Origin of the sequence: Aeromonas sp. JL9 (genome assembly GCF_024436075.1) — a bacterium.
Classification (GTDB): domain Bacteria; phylum Pseudomonadota; class Gammaproteobacteria; order Enterobacterales; family Aeromonadaceae; genus Aeromonas; species Aeromonas veronii.
Window position 1 is genome coordinate 19,298 of sequence record NZ_JANFNV010000035.1, and the last position, 23,500, is coordinate 42,797.

The following is a 23,500-nucleotide window of genomic DNA, read 5'->3' on the forward strand; positions in this document are numbered from 1 at the left end:
GCGGGGCTGAAAGTGATGAAAAACACAAAACAGACAATTACACACAACAAAGGCTCACACGCACAGTCAACCTTTCCCAAACCCGATACGCCATCGCCCTTGGGAAAGGCGGGTCTTGCGACCCACCTCATGTTAACGGTTGACTGCTATCAGTTCAGTTCGGTGACGCGGCTGGTGCGCTTGCCATCGAAGCTGGTGGTACGCAGGTAGACCTTGCCATTCACGCTAGGCTTGGCCGCGGCGTCATAGGCACTCCAGTTGGTACCGTCCAGGCTGTACTGGATGGGCAGACCCGGCAGATCCACGTTCGCTTCCAGCACACCGTTCACTACCTTGGCACCCGGTACGGAGAGGCGGTATTCAACACCAGCCTGATCCAGTTTCGGCAACACGCGCTGACCCAGTACGTTGGCAAACTGGTTCCACTCTTTGTTGAGGGTGGCCTTGTTGACGAACTTGGTCTCGCCGGAGAACTCGCGGTTCTTCACGTAATCCAGCTCGAAGCCACCTTTGTGCCAGGCACGCTCGGCCACGGAGAAGATACGCGGGTAGACCATGTACTCGTACTGAGCATCGGTACGCACGGTTTCACTCCACTGCTGACCGGAGATCCCCTTGAACTTGACCGGATCCTGGTCACCCTTGGCCACGAAGGCGTTGCCGTCGCGATCAACCGAGGTCTCGGCGTTCTGCGGCAGGTTTTCCGGGGCGAAGGCAAATACCTTGCGGGTGTCGTTGAAACGGGTTGCCCAGTAGTAGCCACGCTCGGCCGGGTGTACTTCGTTCGGGAAGTCGAAGTAGAGGTAATCCGGGTTGGACAGCACCACTTGGTAACCCTTGTGCGCCCACTTCATCGCTTCGTTGAAGCCACCCCAGTAGAGGGTTTCCCAGAAGTTGACACGGGTATTGTCGGTGGCGAAGTCTTTGGCACCGCTGGCGTACTTCAGACCATCTTCCCACGCCTGCAGGGTAGAGAAGCCGCGGTCTTTGACCATCTGGCCCACTTCCTTGGCGAAGTAAACCGGCAGCTCGCCCACTTCCTTGATCTTGCCTTCGTCGATCATCTTCTGGCACATCGGGGACTTGCCAAACGGCTTGTCCTGCTTGCTGGAGTCGACGTTGCCTTTCCAGGCGACCAGCTCTTCTTTCTTGGTGACGGCCGGATCCTGATAGCCACCGCCCTGCATGATGTTCTTCGCCTCATCACCACCGTAGTGCCATGCGGTCAGCGGCTGACCGGCGGCCTGGTGCATCTGGGCAACTTCATCCATTACCTTGGCCACGAAGGTGGCAGCACCCGGCTGGCAAGGGTTGATGAAGGACATCTTGTCGTAGAACTGGACGGAGGTGACATTGGAGGTGTCAGCCGGATCAGTCAGACGGAACTGGTTGGCTTCCGCTTCTTTGCCTTCCGCCATCAGACGCTTGTAGCGCGCTTCCATGGAGACCACGGCAGCACGGGCGTGGGCCGGCATGTTGATCTCGGGGATCACGGTCACACCACGGGCCTTGGCATAACGCACCAGATCCACGTAGTCAGACTTGCTGTAGAAACCGGAACCCTGGTTGTCGCTGGTCGGGCCGGAACCCAGTTGCGGCATCAGGCACTTGGTTTCGGACTCGTCGTGGCAACGCTGGCTACCGACCTGGGTCAGCTCCGGCAGACCCGGGATCTCCAGACGCCAGCCTTCATCGTTGGTCAGGCCAAGGTGCAGCACGTTGAGCTTCATGGCAGACATCTGGTCAACCAGCTTCTTCATGGTATCCAGACTGCGGAAGTGGCGGGCCACGTCGGTCTGCATGCCGCGGTATTCAAAGCGCGGCGCATCCTCGACGGTCATCGGGCTCACCAGCTTGTCATCAACACCCAGCAGGGAGATCAGGGATTGTGCACCCCAGAATGCCCCATCGATGTCGCGACCCTGGATCACTGTGCCCTTCTGACCGATGGTCATGTCATAGCCTTCAGCCTGCTTGAGCTTGCTGCCGAGCTTGATGGTCACCGGGTAGCCGGTGTCGGAGAGGGTAACACCCAGCTTGGTCAGTTGAGCCTTCAGGGCCTCGGCGCGATCGCTCGGCAAGTCCAGGGCATTGAGTTTGATGGTAGAGAAGTCAACCTGCGGGCCAGCTTTGACTACCTGCTTCATCGGGGTCGGCAGGATCTGGTTGTCAATCTTGCCAGCCGGCAGCAGGGTGCTGGTCTGGTTGGCCGCGAAGCGGGTCTCGCTGTTCATCAGGATGTTCTTGTCATCCTTGGTACGCTTCCAGCCATCGGCCGGCATCGGCTTCTCGTAGGTGCTGGCATCATTGATGTTGCTCATGCTGACCAGTACTTTCGGCTCGGCACCTTCGCTGGCGACATACCAGTTCGGCATGATGTCAGATTCGAACAGTACCCAGTATTCCACCACCAGCGGCACTTCGACCGTGGCATCCTTGGCAAAGCCCTGGAACTTCTCGGTTGGCGTCAAACGATAGAGATCGCCGGTCAGGTGAGTGATGGTGAACTGGTCGTTATCCACACGCTGGATACGACGGATGGAGGAGACGTAGATGCTCCAGTCTTTGGAGGTGACGTCCGCACCGGTATTGGTCAGGTGCAGCTTGGCAACGCCACAGCTCGCCCACTCGGAACCGAGCGCCTGGCAATCGAGGCCGGCACCGGCACCGTCGTTGGTGACCACTTCATACTTGACCACCAGGTTATTGGCGAGGGAGTCGACCACAGCCTGCTTGGCGGCATCGGCTGCCTGGACCTGGCTGACAAAAACGGTAGACATGGCAATGGCTAACAGAGAATGTTTCAAGTTCATAACTGCTGCTCTCATTTGAAGTAAAGGTTGGATTTTCTTGGCTTTTTTATATGGGGCCCCTGAGCGGGGCCCTTAGTTATGTCAACAATGGACTTAGACTTGAGGTGAGCGAGTCGCTCGATTAACGCAGGGCTTTCATCTCACCGGCGATGATTTCGGCCAATGGGCCCAGAATCACCTGCAGGTTCTGCTCACCGAGTTTGACCACACCGGCCGCACCCAGGGCTTTCAGCTTGCGCTCATCGACGATGCTGCGGTCTTTCAGAGTCAGACGCAGACGAGTGATGCAGGCATCGATGGAGACCAGGTTCTCTTGACCACCCAGCACTTCCAGGTATTGCTTGGCCAGCTCGGTACGGTTGGTAGATTGAGCGGCAGCCGGAGCACTCTCTTCGTCATCTTCACGACCCGGGGTTTTCAGGTTCAGCTTGGCAATCACTACGCGGAACACGGTGTAGTAGAGGCCGAAGAAGACCAGACCCTGAGGGATCAGCATGTACCAGTTGGTCGCCAGCGGGTTACGGCTGGAGAGCACCATATCCACCAGACCGGCACTGAAACCGAAACCGGCCATCCACTGCATGGAGGCAGCGATGAACACGGAGATACCGGTCAGTACGGCGTGGATGACATACAGTACCGGCGCCACGAACATGAAGGAGAACTCGAGCGGCTCGGTTACACCGGTGAAGAAGGAGGCAAAGGCAGCTGCGATCATGATGGAGGCAACTTTCTCTTTGTTCTCTTTCTTGGCGGAGTGGTAGATGGCCAGAGCGGCACCCGGCAGACCGAACATCATGATGGGGAAGAAGCCAGCCTGGTACATACCGACCACGCCTTTCACCTGCTCCAGGCTCTTGCCAGCGGCCAGAGCGGCATCGATGGTAGCCTGACCACCCAGGAAGTTCGGGATGTCGTTGATACCGGCCACGTTGAACCAGAACACGGAGTTCAAGGCGTGGTGCAGACCGATCGGGATCAGCAGACGGTTGAAGAAGGCGTAGATACCGGCACCGGTAGAGCCCAGGCTCACGATGGACTCACCGAAGGAGACCAGACCACCGTAGATTGCCGGCCATACGGCCATCAGGATGAAGGATACGACGATCATCACCACGGAGGTTACGATCGGTACCAGACGACGACCGGAGAAGAAGGAGAGTGCCTTGTGCAGCTCGACGCTGCTGAAGCGGTTGTACAGCTCAGCGGCGATAACACCACACAGGATACCCACGAACTGGTTGCTGATCTTGGCAAACGCGGCAGGAACCTGCTCCACCGGGATGCTCTTGATCTGGGCCACAGCGCCCGGGCTCAGCAGGGTGGTAACCACCAGGAAGCCGACCAGACCAGCCAGAGCAGCAGAACCATCTTTATCCTTGGACATACCGTAAGCAACACCGACTGCGAACAGTACGGACATGTTATCGATAATGGCTGCGCCCGCTTTAATCAGGAAGGCAGCCAGCGCACTGTCACCACCCCAACCATTCGGGTCAATCCAGTAGCCAACCCCCATCAGGATCGCGGCGGCAGGCAATACCGCTACCGGCACCATCAGGGCACGGCCGATCTTTTGCAAATAACCGAGAATGTTCACGGTTCCTCTCCTTAGTTAATGTTTTTCTAGAAATTAAGTGCTTATCACGTTTGACGCATAAGCCATCAAGGCTTGATTGGCAGTCTAGGGCTTTTATTTCGCTGCGCAAATTAATAAACCGATAATCGTGATCGTTATCACCCAAACAAGATAAAGGTGGTGGATAGATGTGGCTTAGTTCGCAATCTTTATTTACGCTATAAAACAACTTGAATCCGTCTTAGCCAATTGCCACCGCCAAACCGGTCGCAACCCGACACAGAGGTATCCCATATGCGCCTGATCCCGTTGAAATCTGCCAGCCAAGTAGGCCTGTGGTCTGCTCGTTACATCGTTGACCGCATCAACGCGTTCAAGCCGACCAGCGATCGCCCTTTCGTACTGGGCCTGCCCACCGGTGGCACCCCGCTCAACACCTACAAGCGCCTGATCGAGTTGCACAAAGCCGGTGAAGTGAGCTTCCAGAACGTGGTCACCTTCAACATGGACGAGTACGTCGGCCTGCCGGAAGATCACCCGGAGAGCTACCACAGCTTCATGCACAACAACTTCTTCAGTCACATCGACATTCGTCCCGAAAACATCAACATCCTCAACGGCAATGCCGAGGATCTGGTGGCCGAGTGCAAGCGCTACGAAGACAAGATCAAGTCCTACGGCAAGATCCACCTGTTCATGGGTGGCGTGGGTAACGACGGCCACATCGCATTCAACGAGCCGGCTTCTTCCCTCTCCTCCCGCACCCGGGTCAAGACCCTGACCGAAGATACCCGCATCGCCAACTCCCGCTTCTTCGGTGGCGACATGGAGCAGGTGCCCAAACTGGCCCTGACCGTGGGTGTCGGCACCCTGATGGATGCGGAAGAGATCATGATCCTGGTCACCGGTCACGGCAAGGCACTGGCCCTGCAGGCCGCCGTGGAAGGCAGCGTCAACCACATGTGGACCATCTCCACCCTGCAACTGCATCCGAAGGGAATGATGGTGTGCGACGAGCCCTCCACCATGGAGCTCAAGGTCAAGACCGTTCGCTACTTCCAGCAGCTGGAAGCCGCCAACATCGGCCGTCTGTAAGGAGTCGTCATGTACGCATTGACCAACTGCACCCTCTACACTGGCAGCTGCGTGCTGACCGGCTACGGGGTGCTTATCGAGGGCGACAAGATTGTCGCCATCTCTCACCTGGCCGAACTGCCTGCAGGCATCGAACTGATTGACCTCAAAGGCGCCAACCTGACTGCCGGTTTTATCGACGTGCAGCTCAACGGCTGTGGCGGGGTGATGTTCAACACCGAGATCACGGTCGAGACCCTGGCAACCATGCAGGCGGCCAACCTCAAATCCGGTACCACCAGCTTCCTGCCGACCCTGATCACCAGTCCGGATGCCGACATGAAGCAGGCCGTTGCGGTGACCCGTGACTACATGGCGGCACACCCCAACGAGGTGCTGGGCGTCCATCTGGAAGGGCCTTACACCAACCTCAAGCGCAAGGGGATCCACCCTGCCGCGCAAATTCGCCAGCCAGCGGACGAAATGATCGACTTCTTCTGCGCCAACGCGGATGCCATCACCAAAATCACCCTGGCACCGGAACGCAACGAGCCGGCCCATATCCGCCGTCTGGTGGAAGCGGGCATTCTGGTCTCGGCCGGTCACACTGCCGCCAGTTACGATCAGGCCATGGCCGGGTTCGATAACGGTATTCGCTTTGCGACCCACCTCTACAACGCCATGACTCCGACCCTCAACGGTCGCGAGCCGGGCGTCGTGGGCGCCATCTATGATCGCAAGGATGTCTACGCGGGCATCATCGTCGATGGCCACCATGTGCACTGGGCCAACGTGCGTCTGGCTCACAAGGCGCTGGGGGAGCGACTGGTGCTGGTCACCGATGCCACCGCGGCAGCCGGAGCGCCGGAAGGCTTTGAGAAATTTGATTTTTGTGGCACCACCGTCTTTTTACGCGATGGTCAGTGTGTCGACGAGAATGGTACACTCGGCGGTTCCTCCCTCACCATGATTGAGGGGGTGGAAAATCTGGTCAAGCAGGTCGGATTACCGCTCGATGAAGCACTGAGAATGGCCAGCCTCTACCCCGCTCGCGCCATTGGATGGGACTCACGTCTCGGTAGTATCCAGGTCGGTAAAGTAGCCAACCTCACTGTCTTCGATCAGGACTTCACGGTCCGTGGGACCGTGGTTAACGGACACTACACACAACAGTGACATCATGACTGGCGGACAAATAGCAAACGTAGATCTTATCAAGCAGGTAAACAGTGCAGCCGTGTATCGGCTCATCGACCTGCAAGGCCCCATCTCCCGGGTCAAGATTGCCGAGTTGAGTCAGCTGGCCCCGGCCAGCGTGACCAAAATAACCCGGCAACTGATCGAGCATGGCCTGATCAAGGAGACCTCTCCGCAAGCCTCAACCGGCGGGCGGCGTGCCATCTCCCTGACCACCATCAAACATCGCTTTCAGTTTGTCTCTGCCAAGCTGGGCCGCGGCTACCTGCAACTGAGTCTCTATGACCTCGATGGCAAGGAGCTCGACCAGCACGTCATTCAGGTGACCGAGATCGACCAGCAACCCGTGGTCGACATGCTGCTGCGAGAGATTGGCGCCTTTATCGATGCCAACCGCGAACGTTGTCGCAACCTCATCAGCATCGCGCTGACCATGCCGGGTCTGGTCAACCCGGAATCCGGCATGGTCATCTACACCCCCAAGTACCAGATCCGCAATCTGGGACTGGCGAAGCTGCTTGAGAACCACTTCAACCTCCCCTGCTACGTGGGCAACGACACCCGCTCGCTGGCTCTGGCCGAACACTTCTTCGGCGAGTCCCGCGACTGCATGGACTCCATTCTGGTGAGTGTCCACCAGGGGACGGGCTCGGGGATCATCACCAAGGGTCAGGTGTTCCTCGGTCAGAACCGCAACGTCGGCGAGATCGGCCATATCCAGGTCGAGCCGCTCGGCAAGCGCTGCCACTGTGGCAACTTCGGCTGCCTCGAGACCATCGCCTCCAACGAAGCGATCATCGACAAGGTGAAGGAGCTCATCAGCCGCGGTCACCAGAGCGCACTGCAAGAGAAGCACATCACCATTCAGGAGGTGTGCAAGGCGGCACTGGCAGGTGATGAGCTGGCCCGCAGCGTCATCGAGAACGTGGGTGAGCATCTGGGACGAGCGGTGGCTATTACGGTCAACCTGTTCAACCCGCAGAAGGTGCTGATCGCCGGTGAAATCACCGCCGCCGAAGAGATCCTCTTCCCGGCCATCCGTCGCTGCGTCGAGCATCAATCCCTGCCGAGCTTCCACCGTGGCCTGCCCATCGTGAAAGCCCGCTTCCAGAACCAGCCAACCTATGGCGGCTTTGCGCTGGTCAAGCGCGCCCTGCTGGAGGGGGATCTGCTGCAGATCATCATGGAGCAGAAGTAAAACACTGATCTTGCGAGATAACCAAACGGCAGCCACTGGCTGCCGTTTTCTATTGTGTGCTTGCTGGCGGTTTAGCCCGCCCGACATGGCTTGAACAGATCCAGCTTGTTGTCGTAAACACTCGTCTGCACATCCATGATCCCCAGCATGGAGTGAAAGAGGTTGTCATGGGAGAAGCGCTGGCTGCTCGCCTCCGCCGCCAGGCAACCCATATCAAGCTGGCGATCGGCCTGTAACTGAGGCGAGAACCAGGTCAGCAGCGGCACCCGTGTCTGATCATCCGGCGCAAACTTGTAAGGCGTGCCGTGCAGATAGAGCCCCATGGCCCCGAGGGATTCGCCGTGATCGGAGAGATAGACCAGTCCCACATCGTACTGGCTCTCCAACGACTTGAGCTTGTCGATCAGCAGCCCCACCACCTTGTCGGTGTAGCGGATGGTGTTGTCATAGGTGTTGACCAGCTCTTCGTTGCTGCAGTTTTCAATGTCGCTGCGCGGGCAGTCCGGCATAAAGACGCGCTCGCTGGCAGGATAACGACGAAAATAGGTCGGGCCGTGGCTGCCCATCAGGTGAAAAGCCACCAACTTGTTGCCCTTCATGCCGGCAATCTGCTGATCCAGCCCCTCCAGCAACACCTCGTCATAGCAAGACTCCCCCTGACAGAGCGCAGGATAGGATTTGGGGAGGATCTCGATGGTCGGCACATTGCGGCACACCCCTTTGCAGCCGCCATCATTCTCTTTCCACAATACCGAGACTCCGGCATGTTGCAGCACATCGAGCAGGCCGTCACGGGAGCTGGCGAGCTGGTCATCGTAACCACGGCGCGTGAGGTTGGAGAACATGCAGGGCACCGAAACCGCAGTAGCCGTACCGCAGGAGCGCACATCTTTGAACGACACCACCCCCTGCTCTTTGGCCGTGAAGCTGTTGGTCGCCTTGCCATACCCGTTAAGGGAGTAGTTCTGGCTGCGCGCCGTCTCCCCCACCACCAGGAACATCAAAGTCGGCTTGCTTCCCCGGGCCACCACCCTGGCATCGGTCCCCAAGTGTTGGTAGGGGATCGGCGTAGCAAACAGCACATCACGCCCATATTTGTAGAGGCCGTGCACATAGTTGGCAGGCACAATCTCTTTGGCCAGCGACTTGTTGTTGCGCCCGACCGAGGCGTAATCCTGATAGTAAAGTGACGCGACGCCCCCGATAAACAGCAGAGAGATAGCCAATACACCTGCCCGCAACGCCAACCCCTGATACAAGCGAGCCGGATAGCGGATCCGCAGTGACCAGAGCAGCAGAACAGGCAACAGCCCGGTCAGCAGAAACCAGAGCGCAACCGAGCCATTCAAATAGGCCCCCGCCTCACCACTGTTGGTCTCCACTATATTCTGGATCATGCCTGCATCAAAGATGACGCCGTATTTGAGCATGGCGTAGCTGACGATGGAGCCAGTCAGAATGAGCACGGTAAAAAAGGGCTTGAGCACAAACCGGAACGTGAAGGGAATAAACACGGCATTTAGCGCCGCGATCAGCACCAGCGGGATCGAGATGGCAAATCCGGCTTTGACATGGGTCAGGGCGCTGAGCACCGTATAGAAATGCAAAAAGATTGGCCAGTTCAGTACCAGGGCGAAAAAGAGCACCAGCAACAGATTGGTCTGCAGTACACCGAGGGTTACACGCATAAACAACTCCTACATACCGGCCTGCAGCGCAGCGGGCCGGCCAAGCCAACAAAAACGACGGGGCCAGCGTAGGAAGTAAAACTTAAGCGCGAATTAAGAGGAGAAGCACGGCGCTCGTGCGCCCCATCACAGCACGGGGCGCTCCGTGGCCCCGAAATGGATTTTTAGTTGTCTATCCATCGGATTTTGCTAGCTTGTTGAGTAGGCATTCACGAAATGCAGGTTAACCGATGGCACTGATCCAAGCCTCGATAGAGCAATTGAGAGTAGGCCACTATATCCATCTCCCCACGGGATGGACCAACCACCCGTTTATGTTCAATACCTTCAAGATCAAGGATCAGCAGCAACTCGACATTCTCCGTCATCTTGATCTCACCCTGCTGATGGTCGACCCCGACAAGAGCGATCTGCCCATCGAGCCGCTGCTGCGCGGCGATATCCCGGATGCCGGGCCTGATCTTGATGAGCTGGAAGAGCTGATTGCCTCGGGCCCGCCCCCCTTTGACGAGAAAGCCTTTCGCCGCTCCATGCGCGCCGCTGACAAAGCCTTTGGCCAATCCATGAGCGAGCTGCGCGATGCACTCGGGGCGCTGAACCTCAAACCGGATGAGGGACTGGCCAACACAGCCCAGATCGTCCGTAATGCCGCCTTCACACTCAGTCAGCATGAAGGGCCTCTCGGGCTCCACCTTATTCGCAGCCCCCACACAGATATCCTGCTGCAACACAGCCTCAATGTGGCTTTCATTGCCATGCTGATGGCACGCGAACTCGGCATGAACCCCATCGAGATTGAGGAGACGGGACTTGCGGGACTTATCCACGACATCGGCGAACTGAAAATCCCGAGCCAGATCACCCAAAAACGGGGGGATCTCAACAAGGCCGAGCAGAACTTCCTCAATATGCATCCCCAGTACGGGCTGGAGATGCTGACCCAGCTCAACGCCTTTGAACCGAAAATCCGTCAGGTCGCCCATCTGCACCACGAGCGGCTCGACGGCAGCGGTTATCCGCTCGGGATCAAGGGCGGGGAGATCCCGCCGCTGGCGCGGTTGATCGGGCTGGTCGACTTCTACGACGAGCTGCTCCATCCCCGCAACAGCGGTAACCCGGCCGCGCCGAGTCAGGCCATCAGCCAGCTCTACAAGTTATCCCAGAAGAAGTTCGACCAGAATCTGGTCAAGTTGCTGGTCAAGGTGCTGGGGGTCTATCCACCAGGATCACTAGTGAAACTCTCCGACGAGAGCATTGCGTTGGTGCTCTCCACCGAGCCCACCATGCCCCTCAAGCCGAAGATCCTGCCCTATATCAAGGCCCAGCGGCCGGAAGCGGTCGCCATGATCGATCTGCGGGAAGATGAACGCACCATCAGTGCCTTTATCAAACAGGAGGAGCTGGATGAGGGACAGCGGCAGTTCTTCAATCTGACCCGCCGCTTCTGCTACTACTTTGCATTCTGAGTTATCCCCAGAAGCTGGGGATAACTCATTGGACAAACCGGAATAATTGCACGAATCCCCACCAACAGGTTGCCATCTGATCATGTATAAAAAACGCCCAACCAAGGGGCCGGGCGGAGCATGCCACCTCCGTGTGGCGTATCCCGCGGATACATTCATGCTCCATCCATCAATATCAACCCGCTGCCGCTTACACAAATATCAATTTAACATGCTGATTTAATATGGTTTTATCCACTTGTTCTGGCAAACTGGCGTCCCGTTGCGCCCAGTTGGGCCAACAGAACAAGATCCTGATCACACTTATTCACGGGCTGGCTATTTTTTCAGCTGGCTTATGAGGAGCGTTTTTTATGCAGTTGGTCCTCTCCTTGCTGCAACAGATGAGCGTCAGCCTGGTGATCGCCTATCTCTTCTCGAAAAGCCCGCTGCTGCGCCCGCTTGCCAACTATTCAGTGAGACTACCTCACAAGATACTGATATACATCATCTTTTCCAGCTTTTGTATCCTCGGCACCTATGTGGGCCTCGATATCGATGATGCCATCGCCAACACCAGGGCTGTCGGCGCCGTCTTGGGGGGATTATTGGGGGGACCGCTGGTGGGCTTTCTGGTGGGGCTGACCGGCGGTCTGCACCGCTATACGCTGGGGGGATTTACCGATCTCGCCTGCGCCATCTCCACCACCTGCGAGGGGTTGCTCGGGGGCATAGTGCACTGGCGACTGATGCGCTCGGGGCGAACGGATGCCCTGTTTGAACCACGCATCGCCTTCTTTACCACTCTCTATGCCGAGATCATGCAGATGGTCATCATCCTGCTGGTGGCGACCCCGTTCGACAAATCCCTGCTGCTGGTGCGCACCATCGCCACCCCGATGATTCTGGCCAACTCCTGCGGCGCGGCGCTTTTTATCAGCATGATCCGCGACCAGCAGCGGATGTATGAGAAGTTCTCCCGGGTCTTCTCCGCCAAGGCGCTCAATATCGCCAACCGCACAGTGGGGATCATGAGTCAGGGCTTTACCCCGGAGGCGAGCCACAAGATTGCCCGTATCATTCAGGAGGAGACCGGCGTGGGGGCGGTCGCCATCACGGACACCGAGCAGATCCTCGCCTTTATCGGCACCGGCGAAGATCACCACCTACCGGGTACCCCCATCGCGTCAGCCATCACCATGCAGGCCATCGCCCAGAACAAGGTGCTGTTTGCCGATGGCAACAGTCAGCCCTATCGCTGCAGCCTCTCCCCCGCATGCCAGCTGGGTTCGGTGCTGGTGATCCCGCTGCAGGGGGACAAGGGAGTGATCGGCACCATCAAGCTCTACGAGCCGAAGAAGCGGCTGTTTCTCAAGATCAACCACACCCTGGGGGAAGGGATTGCCAACCTGCTGTCACAGCAGTTACTGGCCGGTCGGCTGGAGCAACATCAGCGGCTGCTGGTGCAGTCCGAGTTGAAACTTATCCAGGCCCAGATCAACCCCCACTTTCTGTTCAACACCCTCAACACCATCAGTGCCATCACCCGGCGCGATCCGGACAAGGCGCGAGACCTTCTGCTGCATCTTTCGCTGTTCTTTCGCAAGAACCTCAAGCGCCAGAGCGGCCTTGCGACCCTGCAGGAGGAGCAGGAGCATTGCCAATCCTATCTGGAGATCGAGCTGGCCCGCTTTGGCGATCGGCTGACGGTGATAAACGAGATCCCTCCCCATCTGGCCACACTGCGACTGCCCAGCTTCACCCTGCAACCGCTGATCGAAAATGCCATCAAGCACGGCGTCTCGACCCTGCTGGAGCAAGGGCGCATTCGCCTCTGGACCGATGAGCATCCCACCAGCGTCACCATCCATGTGGAAGATAATGCAGGCACCTGGCAAGCGCACCCCGCTGGCAACGGTCTGGGTATGACTATTGTCGATCGGCGACTGAAAAGCGCCTTTGGCGAGCGCTATGGCGTGACTATTGCGTGCGATCCGGAACAGTGGACCCGGGTCTCGTTCACCATCCCCAAGGAGCAACCATGATCCGCACCCTGATAGTCGATGACGAACACTACGCCCGCGAAGAGCTGGGGCAGCAGCTGGCCTGCGATCCTGCCATCGAGATCGTGGGGGAAGCGGCCAACGCCATCGAGGCGCTGCCGCTTATTCAGCGCCTCAAGCCTGATGTGGTGTTCCTTGATATCCAGATGCCCAAGCTGAGCGGCATGGAGCTGGTCGCCATGCTCGACCCCCTGCCCCGCATCGTCTTTGTCACCGCCTTTGACGAGTATGCCATTCAGGCCTTTGAAGAGAACGCCTTCGACTACCTGCTCAAACCGGTGGAGCCCGCTCGGCTCGCCAAGACGCTGGCTCGCCTCAAGCAGGATATCTCCCCGCAGCCCATCGAGCGGCTGGCCCCGACTATCGAACATATTCCGGGCTATCTGCACAATCGGGTCAGGCTGCTGCCCATCGCGCAGGTGGAGTATGCCTTCTCCGATCTGGGCGGGGTCCATGTGGCCTGTCAGGGTGAACTGTTCCACACCCAGCTCACCCTCAAATCGCTGGAAGAAAAGAGCCCGCTGCTGCGCTGCCACCGCCAGTATCTGGTCTCCCCCAACGCCATCTTCGAGATCCGGCTGCTGGATAACCAGCTGGCAGAGATTGTCACCCCGAGCGGCGCCCGGGTGCCGGTCAGTCGTCGCTATCTCAAGGAGCTCAAAGATCAGCTGGGGCTGGACTGAACTGCGGAGTGTGCGCCTGATCACAGCCGCCGACCGCTCGGCGCGCCAAAGCGCCGCTCGGGGAGTTTCACCTGCCAGCCAGGCGCAACCGTTTTAGACTCGCTCTGCACACTAAAAAATAACAATGCAGGAGCGTAGCAATGATCTGGTTCTTCCTCTGTGTCGGCTTACTTGTGGCCGGCTACTTCATATACGGCAAATTCATCGAACGGATATTTGGCCCTAACCCTCAGCTGAAAACCCCCGCCATCACCATGGCTGACGGGGTGGACTATGTCCCGATGTCGGACAAGAAAGTCTATCTGGTTCAACTGCTCAACATCGCAGGTGTCGGCCCCATCTTCGGCCCCATCCTGGGTGCCCTCTACGGCCCCGTCGCCATGTTGTGGATCGTCTTTGGCTGCATCTTCGCAGGTGCGGTACATGACTACTTCTCCGGCATGCTGTCGGTACGCGCCAAGGGTGCCTCGGTGCCAACCGTGGTCGGTGAGCATCTGGGCACCGCCGCCAAGCACTTCATGAACCTGTTTGCCGTGGTGCTGCTGATGCTGGTGGGCGTGGTATTCGTGCTGAGCCCGGCAGGGCTGCTCGCCAACCTCACCTCCACCGATCTGGTCTACTGGATTGTGGCGATTTTTGCCTACTACATCCTCGCGACCATAGTCCCCATCGACAAGATCATCGGCCGCTTCTACCCCATCTTCGGCGCCCTGCTGGTCTTCATGTCGGTCGGCCTCATCGTTGGCCTGATCGCCTCCGGCAAAGGCTTCTACAACACCGGGATGGACTTCTCCAACCTGCACCCGACCGAACTGCCGCTCTGGCCGCTGCTCTTCATCACCATCGCCTGTGGCGCGGTATCAGGCTTCCACGCCACCCAGTCACCGCTGATGGCGCGCTGCATGCAGAACGAAAAATCCGGCCGCTTCATCTTCTACGGCGCAATGATCGGTGAAGGGATCATCGCCCTTATCTGGTGCACCCTGGGTCTCTCCTTCTACGACAGCACCGAAGCGCTCAACGCCACCATGGCCAACGGCGGCCCGGCAGCCGTGGTACACGAAGTCTCCACCAGCCTGCTCGGCACAGTCGGTGGCATTCTGGCCATCCTCGGCGTGGTGATCCTGCCCATTACCTCCGGTGACACCGCGTTTCGCAGTGCTCGCCTGATCGTGGCGGACTTCCTGAAGATGACCCAGAAGCCGCTGGCCAAGCGTCTGCTGATCGCCATCCCCATGTTTATCCTTGGTTTCATCATCTCCAAGGCTGAATTCGGGGTGATCTGGCGCTACTTCGGTTGGGCCAACCAGACCACCGCCGTCATCATGCTGTGGGCTGCGGCTGCCTACCTCATCAAAGAGGGCAAGCTGCACTGGATCTGCACCATTCCCGCCATGTTCATGACTGCTGTGGTGATCACCTATCTGGCCAACGCCCCCATCGGGTTCGGGCTGGAGATGGGAACCTCCACCATCATCGGCTTGACTGCAACGGCGGCCATTACCGTGGCCTTCCTGATGAAGTTCCGCCAGCCGCTGGTCAGCAGTACCAGCGAAGGGTAAAAACAGCAAAAAATGCAGCGAAAGCAGCACAAAAAGGCGCCTGATGGCGCCTTTTTTAATGACAAAAAGACTAATAATGCAACTGTTGAACGGCTTCAGCTTCAATACAGCGAATAGCTTTAAGATTCCGGGCGAACTGACGATAAATGTGTGATTCTTAATTGCTTTAGTGCTTGTTGGAACCAATGATTAAGCTGTGCGTCATGCCAGTGGAGGTTATAAATGGCCCTTGATTATTTTGCCCTTGGTCTGCTCGTCTTTGTCGGGCTGGTCATTTTTTATGGAATCATCGTGATCCACGATATTCCTTACGAGATTGCCAAACATCGCAATCACCCTCATCAGGATGCCATTCACGTGGCAGGTTGGGTCAGCCTGTTTACCCTGCATGTGCTGTGGCCCTTCCTCTGGATCTGGGCCACCCTCTATCGCCCCGATCGCGGCTGGGGCTTTAGTCAGCGGCTGCAAAAAGATGAAGAGGAGCTGGCGACCCTCAAGCAGGAGTTGGCGGATCTGAAGAGCCGTATCGACACTATCGAACAGAGTGAGCAACAGGGATAAACCATGGACCTGCTACTGATCCTGACTTATACGGCACTGTGTGTGGCCGTATTCAAAATCTTCCGCATCCCGCTCAACAAGTGGACCGTCCCCACCGCAGCACTGGGTGGCGTGGTGCTCATCGGTACCCTGATCATGCTGATGAACTACAACCACCCCTACTCCGAGATGGCGCGTAACTACTACGTTTCCACCCCCATCGTACCGCTGGTCAAGGGCCGGGTGGTCGAGGTGCCGGTGCAGGCCAATCAGCCGGTGAAAAAAGGAGATGTGCTGTTTCGCATCGATGACGAGCCGTTTCGCCTGAAAGTGGAGAGTCTGACCGCACGGGTCGAATCCAACCGCGAGCACCTCAAGTCCATCGAGGCGCGACTGCGTTCCGCCAAGCTGGATCGGGATCGCGCCAAAGAGCTGATGCAACGCAATGTCGGCAAACAGCGGGATCTGGATGTCAGCCAGGCCAACGTAGACGATATCGTGGCCCAGATTGACCAGCAGAAAGCCACCCTGAACGATCTGCAAGCACAGCTGCTGGAAGCCAAGTATCAACTGGCCCAAACCGTAGTCTATGCCCCGAGTGATGGCCATGTGGTACAGCTGGCCCTTCGCCCCGGCATGATCGCCACCCCCTTCATGTATCGTCCGGTGATGACCTTCATCCACCAGAACGATACCGCCTATGTGGGCTGGTTCTGGCAGAACAGCATGCAGCGTCTGGCCGTTGGCGACGAGGCGGAAGTGGTGATCGATGGCGTACCCGGCAAGATCTTCAAAGGCAAGGTAACCGCCGTGGTTCCGGCCATTGCCGCCGGTAACGTGCAGGCCAACCTGGGACTGCTGGATCAGACCACCGCAGTGCGTCCGGGTCGCCTGCCGGTAGTCATCTCCATTACCGACCCCGAGTGGTCCAAGTATCAGATGATTGCCGGTGCCAGCGGGCAGGCTGCGGTCTACACCCAGTACTTCCACCATGTGTCTGTGATGCGCAAAGTGCTGCTGCGCATGGCAAGCTGGATGAACTACATCTTCCCGTTCCATTGATCAGCAACCAAGCACCCTGCGGGTCGGCATCATGCCGGCCCGCTGTTTTTGTGGCGGCAAGCACCCTATAATGGCGCCACCCTGCGCCGTACCATGCCAAAACACCACGCCCCCATGTTCGTTCTCAGACCCTATCAGACCGACGCCGTCAACGCCGTTATCAGCCACTTTCGCAAACACCCGGATCCCGCCGTGGTGGTGCTGCCAACCGGTGCCGGCAAGAGTCTGGTGATCGCCGAGCTGGCCCGCAAGGCGCGCGGTCGGGTGCTGGTGCTGGCCCACGTCAAGGAGCTGGTGGAGCAAAACCACGCCAAGTACGAGGCGTGGGGGCTCAAGGCCGATATCTTCGCTGCCGGTCTGGATCGCAAGGAGGCAAGCGCCCAGGTGGTGTTCGGCTCGGTGCAGTCGGTCGCCCGCAATCTGGATGCCTTCGACGGCGCTTTTTCTCTGCTCATCATCGACGAGTGCCATCGGGTCTCACTCGATGATGACAGCCAGTACCATCAGGTGATCGACCACCTCAAGGCCGCCAATCCGGCCCTCAAGATCCTCGGTCTCACCGCCACCCCCTATCGGCTCGGGCTGGGCTGGATCTACCGGCGCCACTATCACGGCATGGTCAAGAGCCACGGCGAACGGCTGTTTGGCGACTGCGTGTTCGAGCTGCCGCTGCGCTTCATGGTGAAAAACGGTTACCTGACGCCGCCACGCATGGTGGATGCCCCCATCGTCCACTACGACTTCAGCAAGCTGGTGCCGCGGGAGAACGGCCTCTTTAGCGAGGCGGAGCTCAACAGCGAGCTCAAGCGTCAGGAGCGGGTCACCCCCCATATCCTGAGTCAGGTGCTGGAGTATGCCGCCAACCGGCAGGGGGTGATGATCTTCGCCGCCACCGTCGAACATGCCCGCGAAATTCACGGCCTGCTTGGCGCCAGAGGCCAGCAGGCGGCCCTTATTACCGGCGAAACGCCGGGACCGGAGCGCGACGCCCTTATCAGCGCCTTCAAGGCGCGCGAGCTCAAGTTTCTGGTCAACGTGGCGGTGCTCACCACCGGCTTCGACGCCCCCCATGTCGATCTTATCGTGATGCTCAGGCCCACCGAGTCGGTCTCGCTCTATCAGCAGATCGTCGGGCGGGGCTTGCGCCTCTCGCCGGGCAAGGAGGATTGTCTAGTGCTCGACTACGCCGGCAACAACTTCAACCTGTTTGCCCCCGAAGTGGGGGAACCTCGCCCCCACGCCGGTACCGAGCCGGTGCAGGTGCCCTGCCCTGCCTGCGGCTTTGCCAATACCTTCTGGGGCAAGACCGACGAGGATGGCAAGGTGATCGAGCACTACGGCCGCCGCTGTCAGGGGCTGTTTGAAGATGACGAGGGCAACCGCGAAGAGTGTGACTACCGCTTTCGCGCCAAGATCTGCCCCGGCTGTGGCGCGGAGAACGACATCGCCGCCCGCCGCTGCCAGAGCTGCGATCAACTGCTGGTGGATCCGGACGACAAGCTCAAAGAGGCGCTCAATCTCAAGGATTGCATGGTGATCCGCTGCGCGGGGCTAACCCTCACAGCAGGTCGCAGCAAACAGGGGGAACGGCTAGAGGTGACCTACCACGATGAGGATGGTCTGACCCTCCGTGAATACTTCGGATTTCACTCCCCGGGCGCACGGCGCTTGTTTCAACAGGTCTTTGTGCGTCATCATTGGCCCGCCTCGGGGCTGGAGCCCGAATTTGCCACCCTGGCGAGCGTGCTGGCCGCACAAAGCCAGTTCCGTCATCCGGATTTTGTCATCGCCCGCAAATCGGGTCGTTTCTGGCAGATAAAAGAGAAAATTTTTGATTATGAGGGTCGCTATCGTACCGCCAACTCGATGGCATGATGGCGACCGGCATAGATGGCATGAATTGCGTTTTCCCGTCGATCCCGCATCGGCTGGTTGAATTATCAGGGTCGGCACCACTGCCGGGCCCTTCGTCACGTTAGAGGATGTTATGCAGCGGCTGTTGATTGGTTTTTGTGCTCTCTTTTCTTCTCTGGCGGCTCACGCCGCCCCGCTGACGCCCCCTCAGGGTGGCCAGTACGCCATCATGGTGCAGGGCAATAACGGCGTCGAGTTCGCCCGCCACGCCGATCAGATGATCGCCCCCGCTTCCACCATGAAGGTGCTCACCGCGCTGGCGGCCCGCCTCGAGCTGGGGGCCGACTTCCGCTTTGCCACCGACATTCAGGCCCATCCTGGCGCCAAGCAGGGCAACGTCATCAATGGCGATATCTGGATCAACTTCGTCGGCGACCCCACCCTCTCCCGCATGGATCTGCTGGCCCTGTTCAAGCAGCTCGGCGTCACCAGCATCAAGGGGAATGTTTACGTCAACACCGGCGCCTACAACGGCTACGAGCGCGGCAACGGCTGGTCGTGGGGGGATCAGACCCTCTGCTTCGCCGCCCCCGTCTCCTCGGTCATCATCGACAAGAACTGCGCCTACGGCACCATCACTGCCACCCAGATTGGCAAACCGGCGGTGGGCAATGTGGCTACCGGCGTGCCCATCGGCATCGGTGCCGACAGCGTGGAAGTGATGAGCTATGGCGACATGGCGCGCCAGTTCTGCGCACTGGAAGTGGACATGGCCAAGGGCAACTTCTACGAGCTCAAGGGCTGCATCACCCCGAACAAGGAGCCGCAGGGTCTGCGTTTCGCCATTCACGACGTGGAAGCCTGGGGCTGGGACAACATCCGCTGGGCGATGAACCGTGCCGGTATCAAGCATGATGGCCTGCTGCGGGTCACCCACAAGGCCCCGGAAGGGGTAGAGACCCTCGGCACCCACTACTCGGTCTCCCTGCCGGTAATGCTCGCCAAGATGCTGAAGAAATCGGACAACCTCTATGCCGATACCTTCCTCAAAACCGTGGGCCGTCACTACTACAACAAGCCGGGCAGCTATCGCAGCGGCACCATGGCGGTGCGCGCCATCCTGACCAAGAACGGGATCGATCTGGGCAACGCCACCCTGGCTGACGGCTCCGGTCTCTCCGCTCATAATCTCATCAGCGCCCGTCAGATGATGTCGGTGCTGAACTTCATCCAGAAGAATGATGCCGAACTTGGCCTGATCAAGCTGCTGCCAAGCTCCCAGGTGGATGGCACCCTGGCGTGGCGCCGCAGCGTCACCGCCCCCATGATGAAAAACAAGGTGCACGCCAAGACCGGCACCATCACCGGCACCTCCAATCTGGTGGGCTTTATCGACACGGCAGGCGGTCAGCGCAAGGCGTTCGTGATGTTCCAGCGCGGCCTGTCCCAAGATCCGGCCACCCATGAGCGCTACCGTGCCAGCAAGGCGCCGTGGCCCTGGACTGTATTCGAGAAGGGGGTGCTGGAGAGCATCTATCAGCAGCAGCCGATCCAGATCGCCGGTGAGAGCTGAGCCAATAGGCCCACTCGAATCACGGTATCGATAATTTCGGCTTCAAGTCGCCACAAGGCAGGGCTATGCTGTTGCCTGCCTCATATCAACGGCCATACAAAAACGGCTTAAAAAACGGAGAGAAAATATGTTTGCAGTGATTTTTGGTCGCCCGGGTTGCCCCTACTGTGTCCGTGCCGTACAGATCGCCGAGCAGCTGACCGAACAGCGCGATGACTTCAAATTCCGCTACGTGGATATCCACGCCGAAGGCATCACCAAAGAAGATCTGGCCAAGAGCGCCGGCAAGCCGGTCAATACCGTGCCGCAGATCTTCCTGGACGAGCAGCACATCGGTGGCTGCACCGATTTCGAAGCCTACGCCAAAGAGAATCTGGGTCTCTACCAGTAATGCCTGCGGGTCAGCCCGAGCGGGTTTACCGCCAGTGCGTATAAAAAAAATCCGGCGCCATCAGGCGCCGGATTTTTTATGAGCGGAACTCGCACATCATCCCCGATCAGGGGGTCACCGACTGGGCGGCAAAGCGCGCGATGATGGGGTTGTGATCCGAACTGTCGGTCGCCGGTGAACTCACCTCGACCAGGTCCAGATTGCGGTAGTAGAGGTGATCCAGCGGGCGACCGAAGGCGGTTCGGCGCAGGTCTGGCACCGGCACGGCCTCTTGCAGCCCCAGCTCGTCCACCAATTTATTCAGCCAGAACTGGCGCTTGTCGCTCCAGGTATTGAAATCACCGGCCAGGATCACCGGCCCCTGATGGCGGCGCACCAAGGCAGTCAAATCGTTGAGCTGCTCGCGGAAGGTAGCCATCCCCAGCTCGAAATTGACCGCATGGATATTGATGACCATGACGCCGTCAGGATCGCCCTGCAGCGGATAGAGGCTCACCAGCCCGGATTTGGGGATGCGCAGCAAAGGCTCGGGGGAGCGCACGCCACAGACGAACGCCTGCGGGGTCTTGGCCACCGTCATCACCCCGAACGAGACGCCGCCCTGGGTGAAGGCTTGCAGCTGTTGCCACTGGAAATCACCGGCGCGCAGCCAGTCGAGCATATCGGGACGGGTGGCCGACTCTTGCAGCAGCACCAGATCCTGCCCCTTGGCATAACTGTCCATCCCCTCGCGCCAGTTCTTGCGCTGGCCCTTGTAGAGATTCCACACCGTCACCCCGAATTCACGGGGCAGCGCCGTAGTCGCCAACGCTACCAGCGGCGGACGCTGGCAGTCGAGTCCCGGCACAATCCCTTGAGCTGTGACCAGATGGTTCTGATCCGGCACCTCAAAACAGCCTACCAACCCCAGGGTCAGCAGGGAGGTGCCAAGAATGCGATAACTATTTTTCATTGGCTAACAACCGCCCGCCTTTGCTTTTTGGTGCGACCATCACAAACGTCATCCACGCCGACTAAGCTGATAGTCCCTGTTCCACCCAACCAGAAGGACCTTGTCTCATGGCGAAAGAACTTCGGTACAACGTGACGTTTTATGATCAACAAGGAAATTGTCATCAAGTGGAGCTGGCCACCGTCTACCAGATAAGACGGGACCCTCAATGCGATCTCTGCCTGTTTGACACCCTGCAATATGTGGGCTCGGAAGAGATGCTGGAACGCATGATACGGCAAAAAACCGGGCTTGAGCAGGAAATATCCATCATCAATGCCCGGCTGATTTAATCAGGCACTCACCGGAACCGGGCGGGATTTGCCCTGTTCGTCGATGGCGACATAGGTGAAGATCCCCTCGGTCACACAGTAACGCTGGGCGTCGTTTTCCCGCAGTACCGGCTTGACCCACACCTCCAGCTTGAGCTTCATGGAGCTGCGGCCGATCTTCATGCAGCGGCCGTAGCAGCAGACTACATCACCCACCTTGACCGGACTGTGAAAGGTCATGCCTTCGACGGATACGGTACAAATACGTCCTTTTGCCAGCTCCTTGGCCATAATGCCCCCACCTATATCCATCTGGGACATGATCCAGCCACCAAAGATGTCGCCATTGGGGTTGGTATCGGCTGGCATTGCCAGGGTTCTCAGCAACAACTCCCCATCGGGGTGACGTTTTGTATCTACCATCATTACCGCCTCTCTCTCATGGATGGCGGCATGATAGGGGGCGATCACCCCCTTGGCAAACCTCAATTGCCCGAGGCGGCGAGCTCGGCAAACCAGTGGGCCGGATCGGGCCAGCGATAGTTGAATCCCATCTGCTGGCAAATCAGCTGACCGTCGATGGGCTGAAATTCACCGGCAGGCTCGATAAAGACCGGCGCAGGCAGCCCCTGCTGGCGGGCTGCAAAGGGGTAGAACTGCTCCCGGCGCGGATGCACCGGCGCGCTCAGGTTGAAAACATCCCCGTCCTTGCCCCGTTCCAGCAGCAAGATGCAGGCCGCCACCACATCGTCCAGATGAACCAGATTGACCGACTGGGCGCCGCCATCCAGGGTCTTGCCCGCCAGGAAACGGCCGGGATGGCGTTTCGGGCCATAAAGGCCGGAGGGGCGCACTATCATCACCGTCTCGAAACCGGCCGCCAGCACCGCCTGCTCAGCCGCCAGCATCCGCTCACCACGGGCATGGCGCGGTTTGGGCTGTTCACCCTCCTGCTGCCCCGCGCCCCATACCGAGGTGGCGCTGACAAACAGCACCCGCCGGGTACCACTCGCTTTGGCAAGCTGACAGGCCTTTGCGACCGCCTGCGGGTAGTCATCGGTCTTGCTGGGCGGTACGCAGATCACCAGACTCTCGCAGGGGATGGGCCACGGCGCTTGTTGATCAGCAACGGGCATCTCGGCAGAGCCCATGTTGGCAGAGATGGTCAGCGGATAGGCATCGATCCCCTCCCCCTGCAGGCGTGCCGCCTTCTCGGCGCTGCTGACCGTGGCCGCCACCTGCTTGCCTGTCGCCAGCAGGGCCCGCGCCAGCGGCAGCCCGAGCCACCCAGCCCCCAGAATGCCGATCGTCCCGGCGATATGTTGTTCTGTCATCGTCCCTTCTCCTGCTTGACGCATTTTGTCCCGCAGCTTACCTGCCTTGGAGGGAAAAGAAAGCCTTGACCTGCAGATAGACAAATACCGTCAAGATGGTGGTATGTATGGAGATGGTATTCACCTGACAGTTGCCCACAAAAGGGAGTGGTCATACGGCTTCAAACCGGATAACAAAACG

At 58.7% G+C, this 23,500-nt stretch carries 19 protein-coding genes; 13 read left to right on the plus strand and 6 right to left on the minus strand.

Features of this window, described 5'->3' with window-relative positions; all coding sequences use genetic code 11:
- Positions 1-149 precede the first annotated feature (149 nt).
- Together NOM06_RS18370 and nagE are read right to left on the minus strand one after the other, a co-directional pair.
- On the minus strand, positions 150-2,813 hold the full coding sequence (locus tag NOM06_RS18370; protein ID WP_255912667.1) for a beta-N-acetylhexosaminidase: 2,664 nt from the start codon (positions 2,811-2,813) through the stop codon (positions 150-152).
- 121 nt (positions 2,814-2,934) lie between these two features.
- Positions 2,935-4,413: an N-acetylglucosamine-specific PTS transporter subunit IIBC gene (gene nagE, locus NOM06_RS18375; protein ID WP_005334306.1), complete on the minus strand. Its 1,479-nt coding sequence runs from the start codon at positions 4,411-4,413 to the stop codon at positions 2,935-2,937.
- 273 nt (positions 4,414-4,686) lie between these two features.
- On the opposite strand from nagE, the gene nagB reads away from it, so the two are divergent.
- From nagB to NOM06_RS18390, 3 genes are read left to right on the plus strand one after another with little or no spacing between them, the layout of a single operon-like run.
- A complete protein-coding gene (gene nagB, locus NOM06_RS18380) occupies positions 4,687-5,487 on the plus strand; it encodes a glucosamine-6-phosphate deaminase (RefSeq protein ID WP_005334308.1) in 801 nt (266 codons plus the stop codon).
- A 9-nt stretch (positions 5,488-5,496) separates the two neighbouring features.
- Positions 5,497-6,642, plus strand: a complete 1,146-nt coding sequence (nagA, locus tag NOM06_RS18385) for an N-acetylglucosamine-6-phosphate deacetylase (protein WP_115520892.1) — start codon at positions 5,497-5,499, stop codon at positions 6,640-6,642.
- 4 nt (positions 6,643-6,646) lie between these two features.
- The gene (locus NOM06_RS18390; protein WP_005334312.1) at positions 6,647-7,861 is read left to right on the plus strand and encodes an ROK family protein; all 1,215 of its coding nucleotides are present in this window, start codon (positions 6,647-6,649) and stop codon (positions 7,859-7,861) included.
- 71 nt (positions 7,862-7,932) lie between these two features.
- Here the strand turns inward: NOM06_RS18390 and NOM06_RS18395 are convergent, their stop codons facing one another.
- Entirely contained in the window at positions 7,933-9,549 is a 1,617-nt protein-coding gene (locus NOM06_RS18395; RefSeq protein WP_255912669.1) for a phosphoethanolamine transferase, read from the minus strand.
- 230 nt (positions 9,550-9,779) lie between these two features.
- Here NOM06_RS18395 and NOM06_RS18400 point away from each other — a divergent pair, with 230 nt between their 5' ends.
- The 9 genes from NOM06_RS18400 (at position 9,780) to NOM06_RS18440 (ending at position 20,722) form a co-directional block, all read left to right on the plus strand.
- A complete protein-coding gene (locus NOM06_RS18400) occupies positions 9,780-11,015 on the plus strand; it encodes an HD-GYP domain-containing protein (RefSeq protein WP_255912672.1) in 1,236 nt (411 codons plus the stop codon).
- Positions 11,016-11,368: 353 nt separating this feature from the next.
- Positions 11,369-13,039 carry a sensor histidine kinase gene (locus NOM06_RS18405; protein WP_255912674.1) on the plus strand — a complete coding sequence of 557 codons (1,671 nt, stop codon included), beginning with the start codon at positions 11,369-11,371 and terminating at the stop codon, positions 13,037-13,039.
- Entirely contained in the window at positions 13,036-13,740 is a 705-nt protein-coding gene (gene btsR, locus NOM06_RS18410) for a two-component system response regulator BtsR (RefSeq protein WP_255912675.1), read from the plus strand. Before NOM06_RS18405 ends, btsR begins: the two co-directional genes overlap by 4 nt.
- Before the next feature lie 140 nt (positions 13,741-13,880).
- Positions 13,881-15,302: a carbon starvation protein A gene (locus tag NOM06_RS18415; protein WP_255912676.1), complete on the plus strand. Its 1,422-nt coding sequence runs from the start codon at positions 13,881-13,883 to the stop codon at positions 15,300-15,302.
- A gap of 222 nt (positions 15,303-15,524) precedes the next feature.
- A complete protein-coding gene (locus NOM06_RS18420; RefSeq protein WP_255912677.1) occupies positions 15,525-15,863 on the plus strand; it encodes a DUF3302 domain-containing protein in 339 nt (112 codons plus the stop codon).
- 3 nt (positions 15,864-15,866) lie between these two features.
- Positions 15,867-16,904 (plus strand): HlyD family secretion protein, encoded by a 1,038-nt coding sequence (locus tag NOM06_RS18425; protein WP_255912678.1) that lies wholly within the window; start codon positions 15,867-15,869, stop codon positions 16,902-16,904.
- A 114-nt stretch (positions 16,905-17,018) separates the two neighbouring features.
- Positions 17,019-18,779 (plus strand): DEAD/DEAH box helicase, encoded by a 1,761-nt coding sequence (locus NOM06_RS18430; RefSeq protein ID WP_255912685.1) that lies wholly within the window; start codon positions 17,019-17,021, stop codon positions 18,777-18,779.
- Between the two features lie 112 nt (positions 18,780-18,891).
- Positions 18,892-20,331, plus strand: coding sequence for a D-alanyl-D-alanine carboxypeptidase/D-alanyl-D-alanine-endopeptidase (gene dacB / locus NOM06_RS18435; protein WP_255912679.1), 1,440 nt, complete (start codon positions 18,892-18,894; stop codon positions 20,329-20,331).
- A 94-nt stretch (positions 20,332-20,425) separates the two neighbouring features.
- Positions 20,426-20,722 (plus strand): GrxA family glutaredoxin, encoded by a 297-nt coding sequence (locus NOM06_RS18440; RefSeq protein WP_255912687.1) that lies wholly within the window; start codon positions 20,426-20,428, stop codon positions 20,720-20,722.
- Positions 20,723-20,828: 106 nt separating this feature from the next.
- Here the strand turns inward: NOM06_RS18440 and NOM06_RS18445 are convergent, their stop codons facing one another.
- The gene (locus NOM06_RS18445; RefSeq protein WP_005337873.1) at positions 20,829-21,674 is read right to left on the minus strand and encodes an endonuclease/exonuclease/phosphatase family protein; all 846 of its coding nucleotides are present in this window, start codon (positions 21,672-21,674) and stop codon (positions 20,829-20,831) included.
- A gap of 107 nt (positions 21,675-21,781) precedes the next feature.
- Between NOM06_RS18445 and NOM06_RS18450 the strand changes: the two genes are divergently transcribed.
- Entirely contained in the window at positions 21,782-22,006 is a 225-nt protein-coding gene (locus NOM06_RS18450) for a hypothetical protein (protein ID WP_005337874.1), read from the plus strand.
- Here NOM06_RS18450 and yciA read toward each other — a convergent pair whose 3' ends face one another.
- Entirely contained in the window at positions 22,007-22,411 is a 405-nt protein-coding gene (gene yciA, locus NOM06_RS18455; RefSeq protein ID WP_005337875.1) for an acyl-CoA thioester hydrolase YciA, read from the minus strand. It lies immediately after the preceding gene.
- A gap of 59 nt (positions 22,412-22,470) precedes the next feature.
- On the minus strand, positions 22,471-23,319 hold the full coding sequence (locus tag NOM06_RS18460) for an SDR family oxidoreductase (protein ID WP_255912681.1): 849 nt from the start codon (positions 23,317-23,319) through the stop codon (positions 22,471-22,473).
- Positions 23,320-23,500 lie beyond the last annotated feature (181 nt).

What these genes read in the sequence shown, in the direction of transcription:
- NOM06_RS18370 (WP_255912667.1), bottom strand. Translation starts at nt 2,813, where the DNA reads ATGAACTTGAAACATTCTCTGTTAGCCATTGCCATGTCTACCGTTTTT.
- nagB (WP_005334308.1), top strand. Translation starts at nt 4,687, where the DNA reads ATGCGCCTGATCCCGTTGAAATCTGCCAGCCAAGTAGGCCTGTGGTCT.
- nagA (WP_115520892.1), top strand. Translation starts at nt 5,497, where the DNA reads ATGTACGCATTGACCAACTGCACCCTCTACACTGGCAGCTGCGTGCTG.
- NOM06_RS18390 (WP_005334312.1), top strand. Translation starts at nt 6,647, where the DNA reads ATGACTGGCGGACAAATAGCAAACGTAGATCTTATCAAGCAGGTAAAC.
- NOM06_RS18395 (WP_255912669.1), bottom strand. Translation starts at nt 9,549, where the DNA reads ATGCGTGTAACCCTCGGTGTACTGCAGACCAATCTGTTGCTGGTGCTC.
- NOM06_RS18400 (WP_255912672.1), top strand. Translation starts at nt 9,780, where the DNA reads ATGGCACTGATCCAAGCCTCGATAGAGCAATTGAGAGTAGGCCACTAT.
- NOM06_RS18405 (WP_255912674.1), top strand. Translation starts at nt 11,369, where the DNA reads ATGCAGTTGGTCCTCTCCTTGCTGCAACAGATGAGCGTCAGCCTGGTG.
- btsR (WP_255912675.1), top strand. Translation starts at nt 13,036, where the DNA reads ATGATCCGCACCCTGATAGTCGATGACGAACACTACGCCCGCGAAGAG.
- NOM06_RS18415 (WP_255912676.1), top strand. Translation starts at nt 13,881, where the DNA reads ATGATCTGGTTCTTCCTCTGTGTCGGCTTACTTGTGGCCGGCTACTTC.
- NOM06_RS18420 (WP_255912677.1), top strand. Translation starts at nt 15,525, where the DNA reads ATGGCCCTTGATTATTTTGCCCTTGGTCTGCTCGTCTTTGTCGGGCTG.
- NOM06_RS18425 (WP_255912678.1), top strand. Translation starts at nt 15,867, where the DNA reads ATGGACCTGCTACTGATCCTGACTTATACGGCACTGTGTGTGGCCGTA.
- NOM06_RS18430 (WP_255912685.1), top strand. Translation starts at nt 17,019, where the DNA reads ATGTTCGTTCTCAGACCCTATCAGACCGACGCCGTCAACGCCGTTATC.
- dacB (WP_255912679.1), top strand. Translation starts at nt 18,892, where the DNA reads ATGCAGCGGCTGTTGATTGGTTTTTGTGCTCTCTTTTCTTCTCTGGCG.
- NOM06_RS18445 (WP_005337873.1), bottom strand. Translation starts at nt 21,674, where the DNA reads ATGAAAAATAGTTATCGCATTCTTGGCACCTCCCTGCTGACCCTGGGG.
- NOM06_RS18450 (WP_005337874.1), top strand. Translation starts at nt 21,782, where the DNA reads ATGGCGAAAGAACTTCGGTACAACGTGACGTTTTATGATCAACAAGGA.
- yciA (WP_005337875.1), bottom strand. Translation starts at nt 22,411, where the DNA reads ATGATGGTAGATACAAAACGTCACCCCGATGGGGAGTTGTTGCTGAGA.
- NOM06_RS18460 (WP_255912681.1), bottom strand. Translation starts at nt 23,319, where the DNA reads ATGACAGAACAACATATCGCCGGGACGATCGGCATTCTGGGGGCTGGG.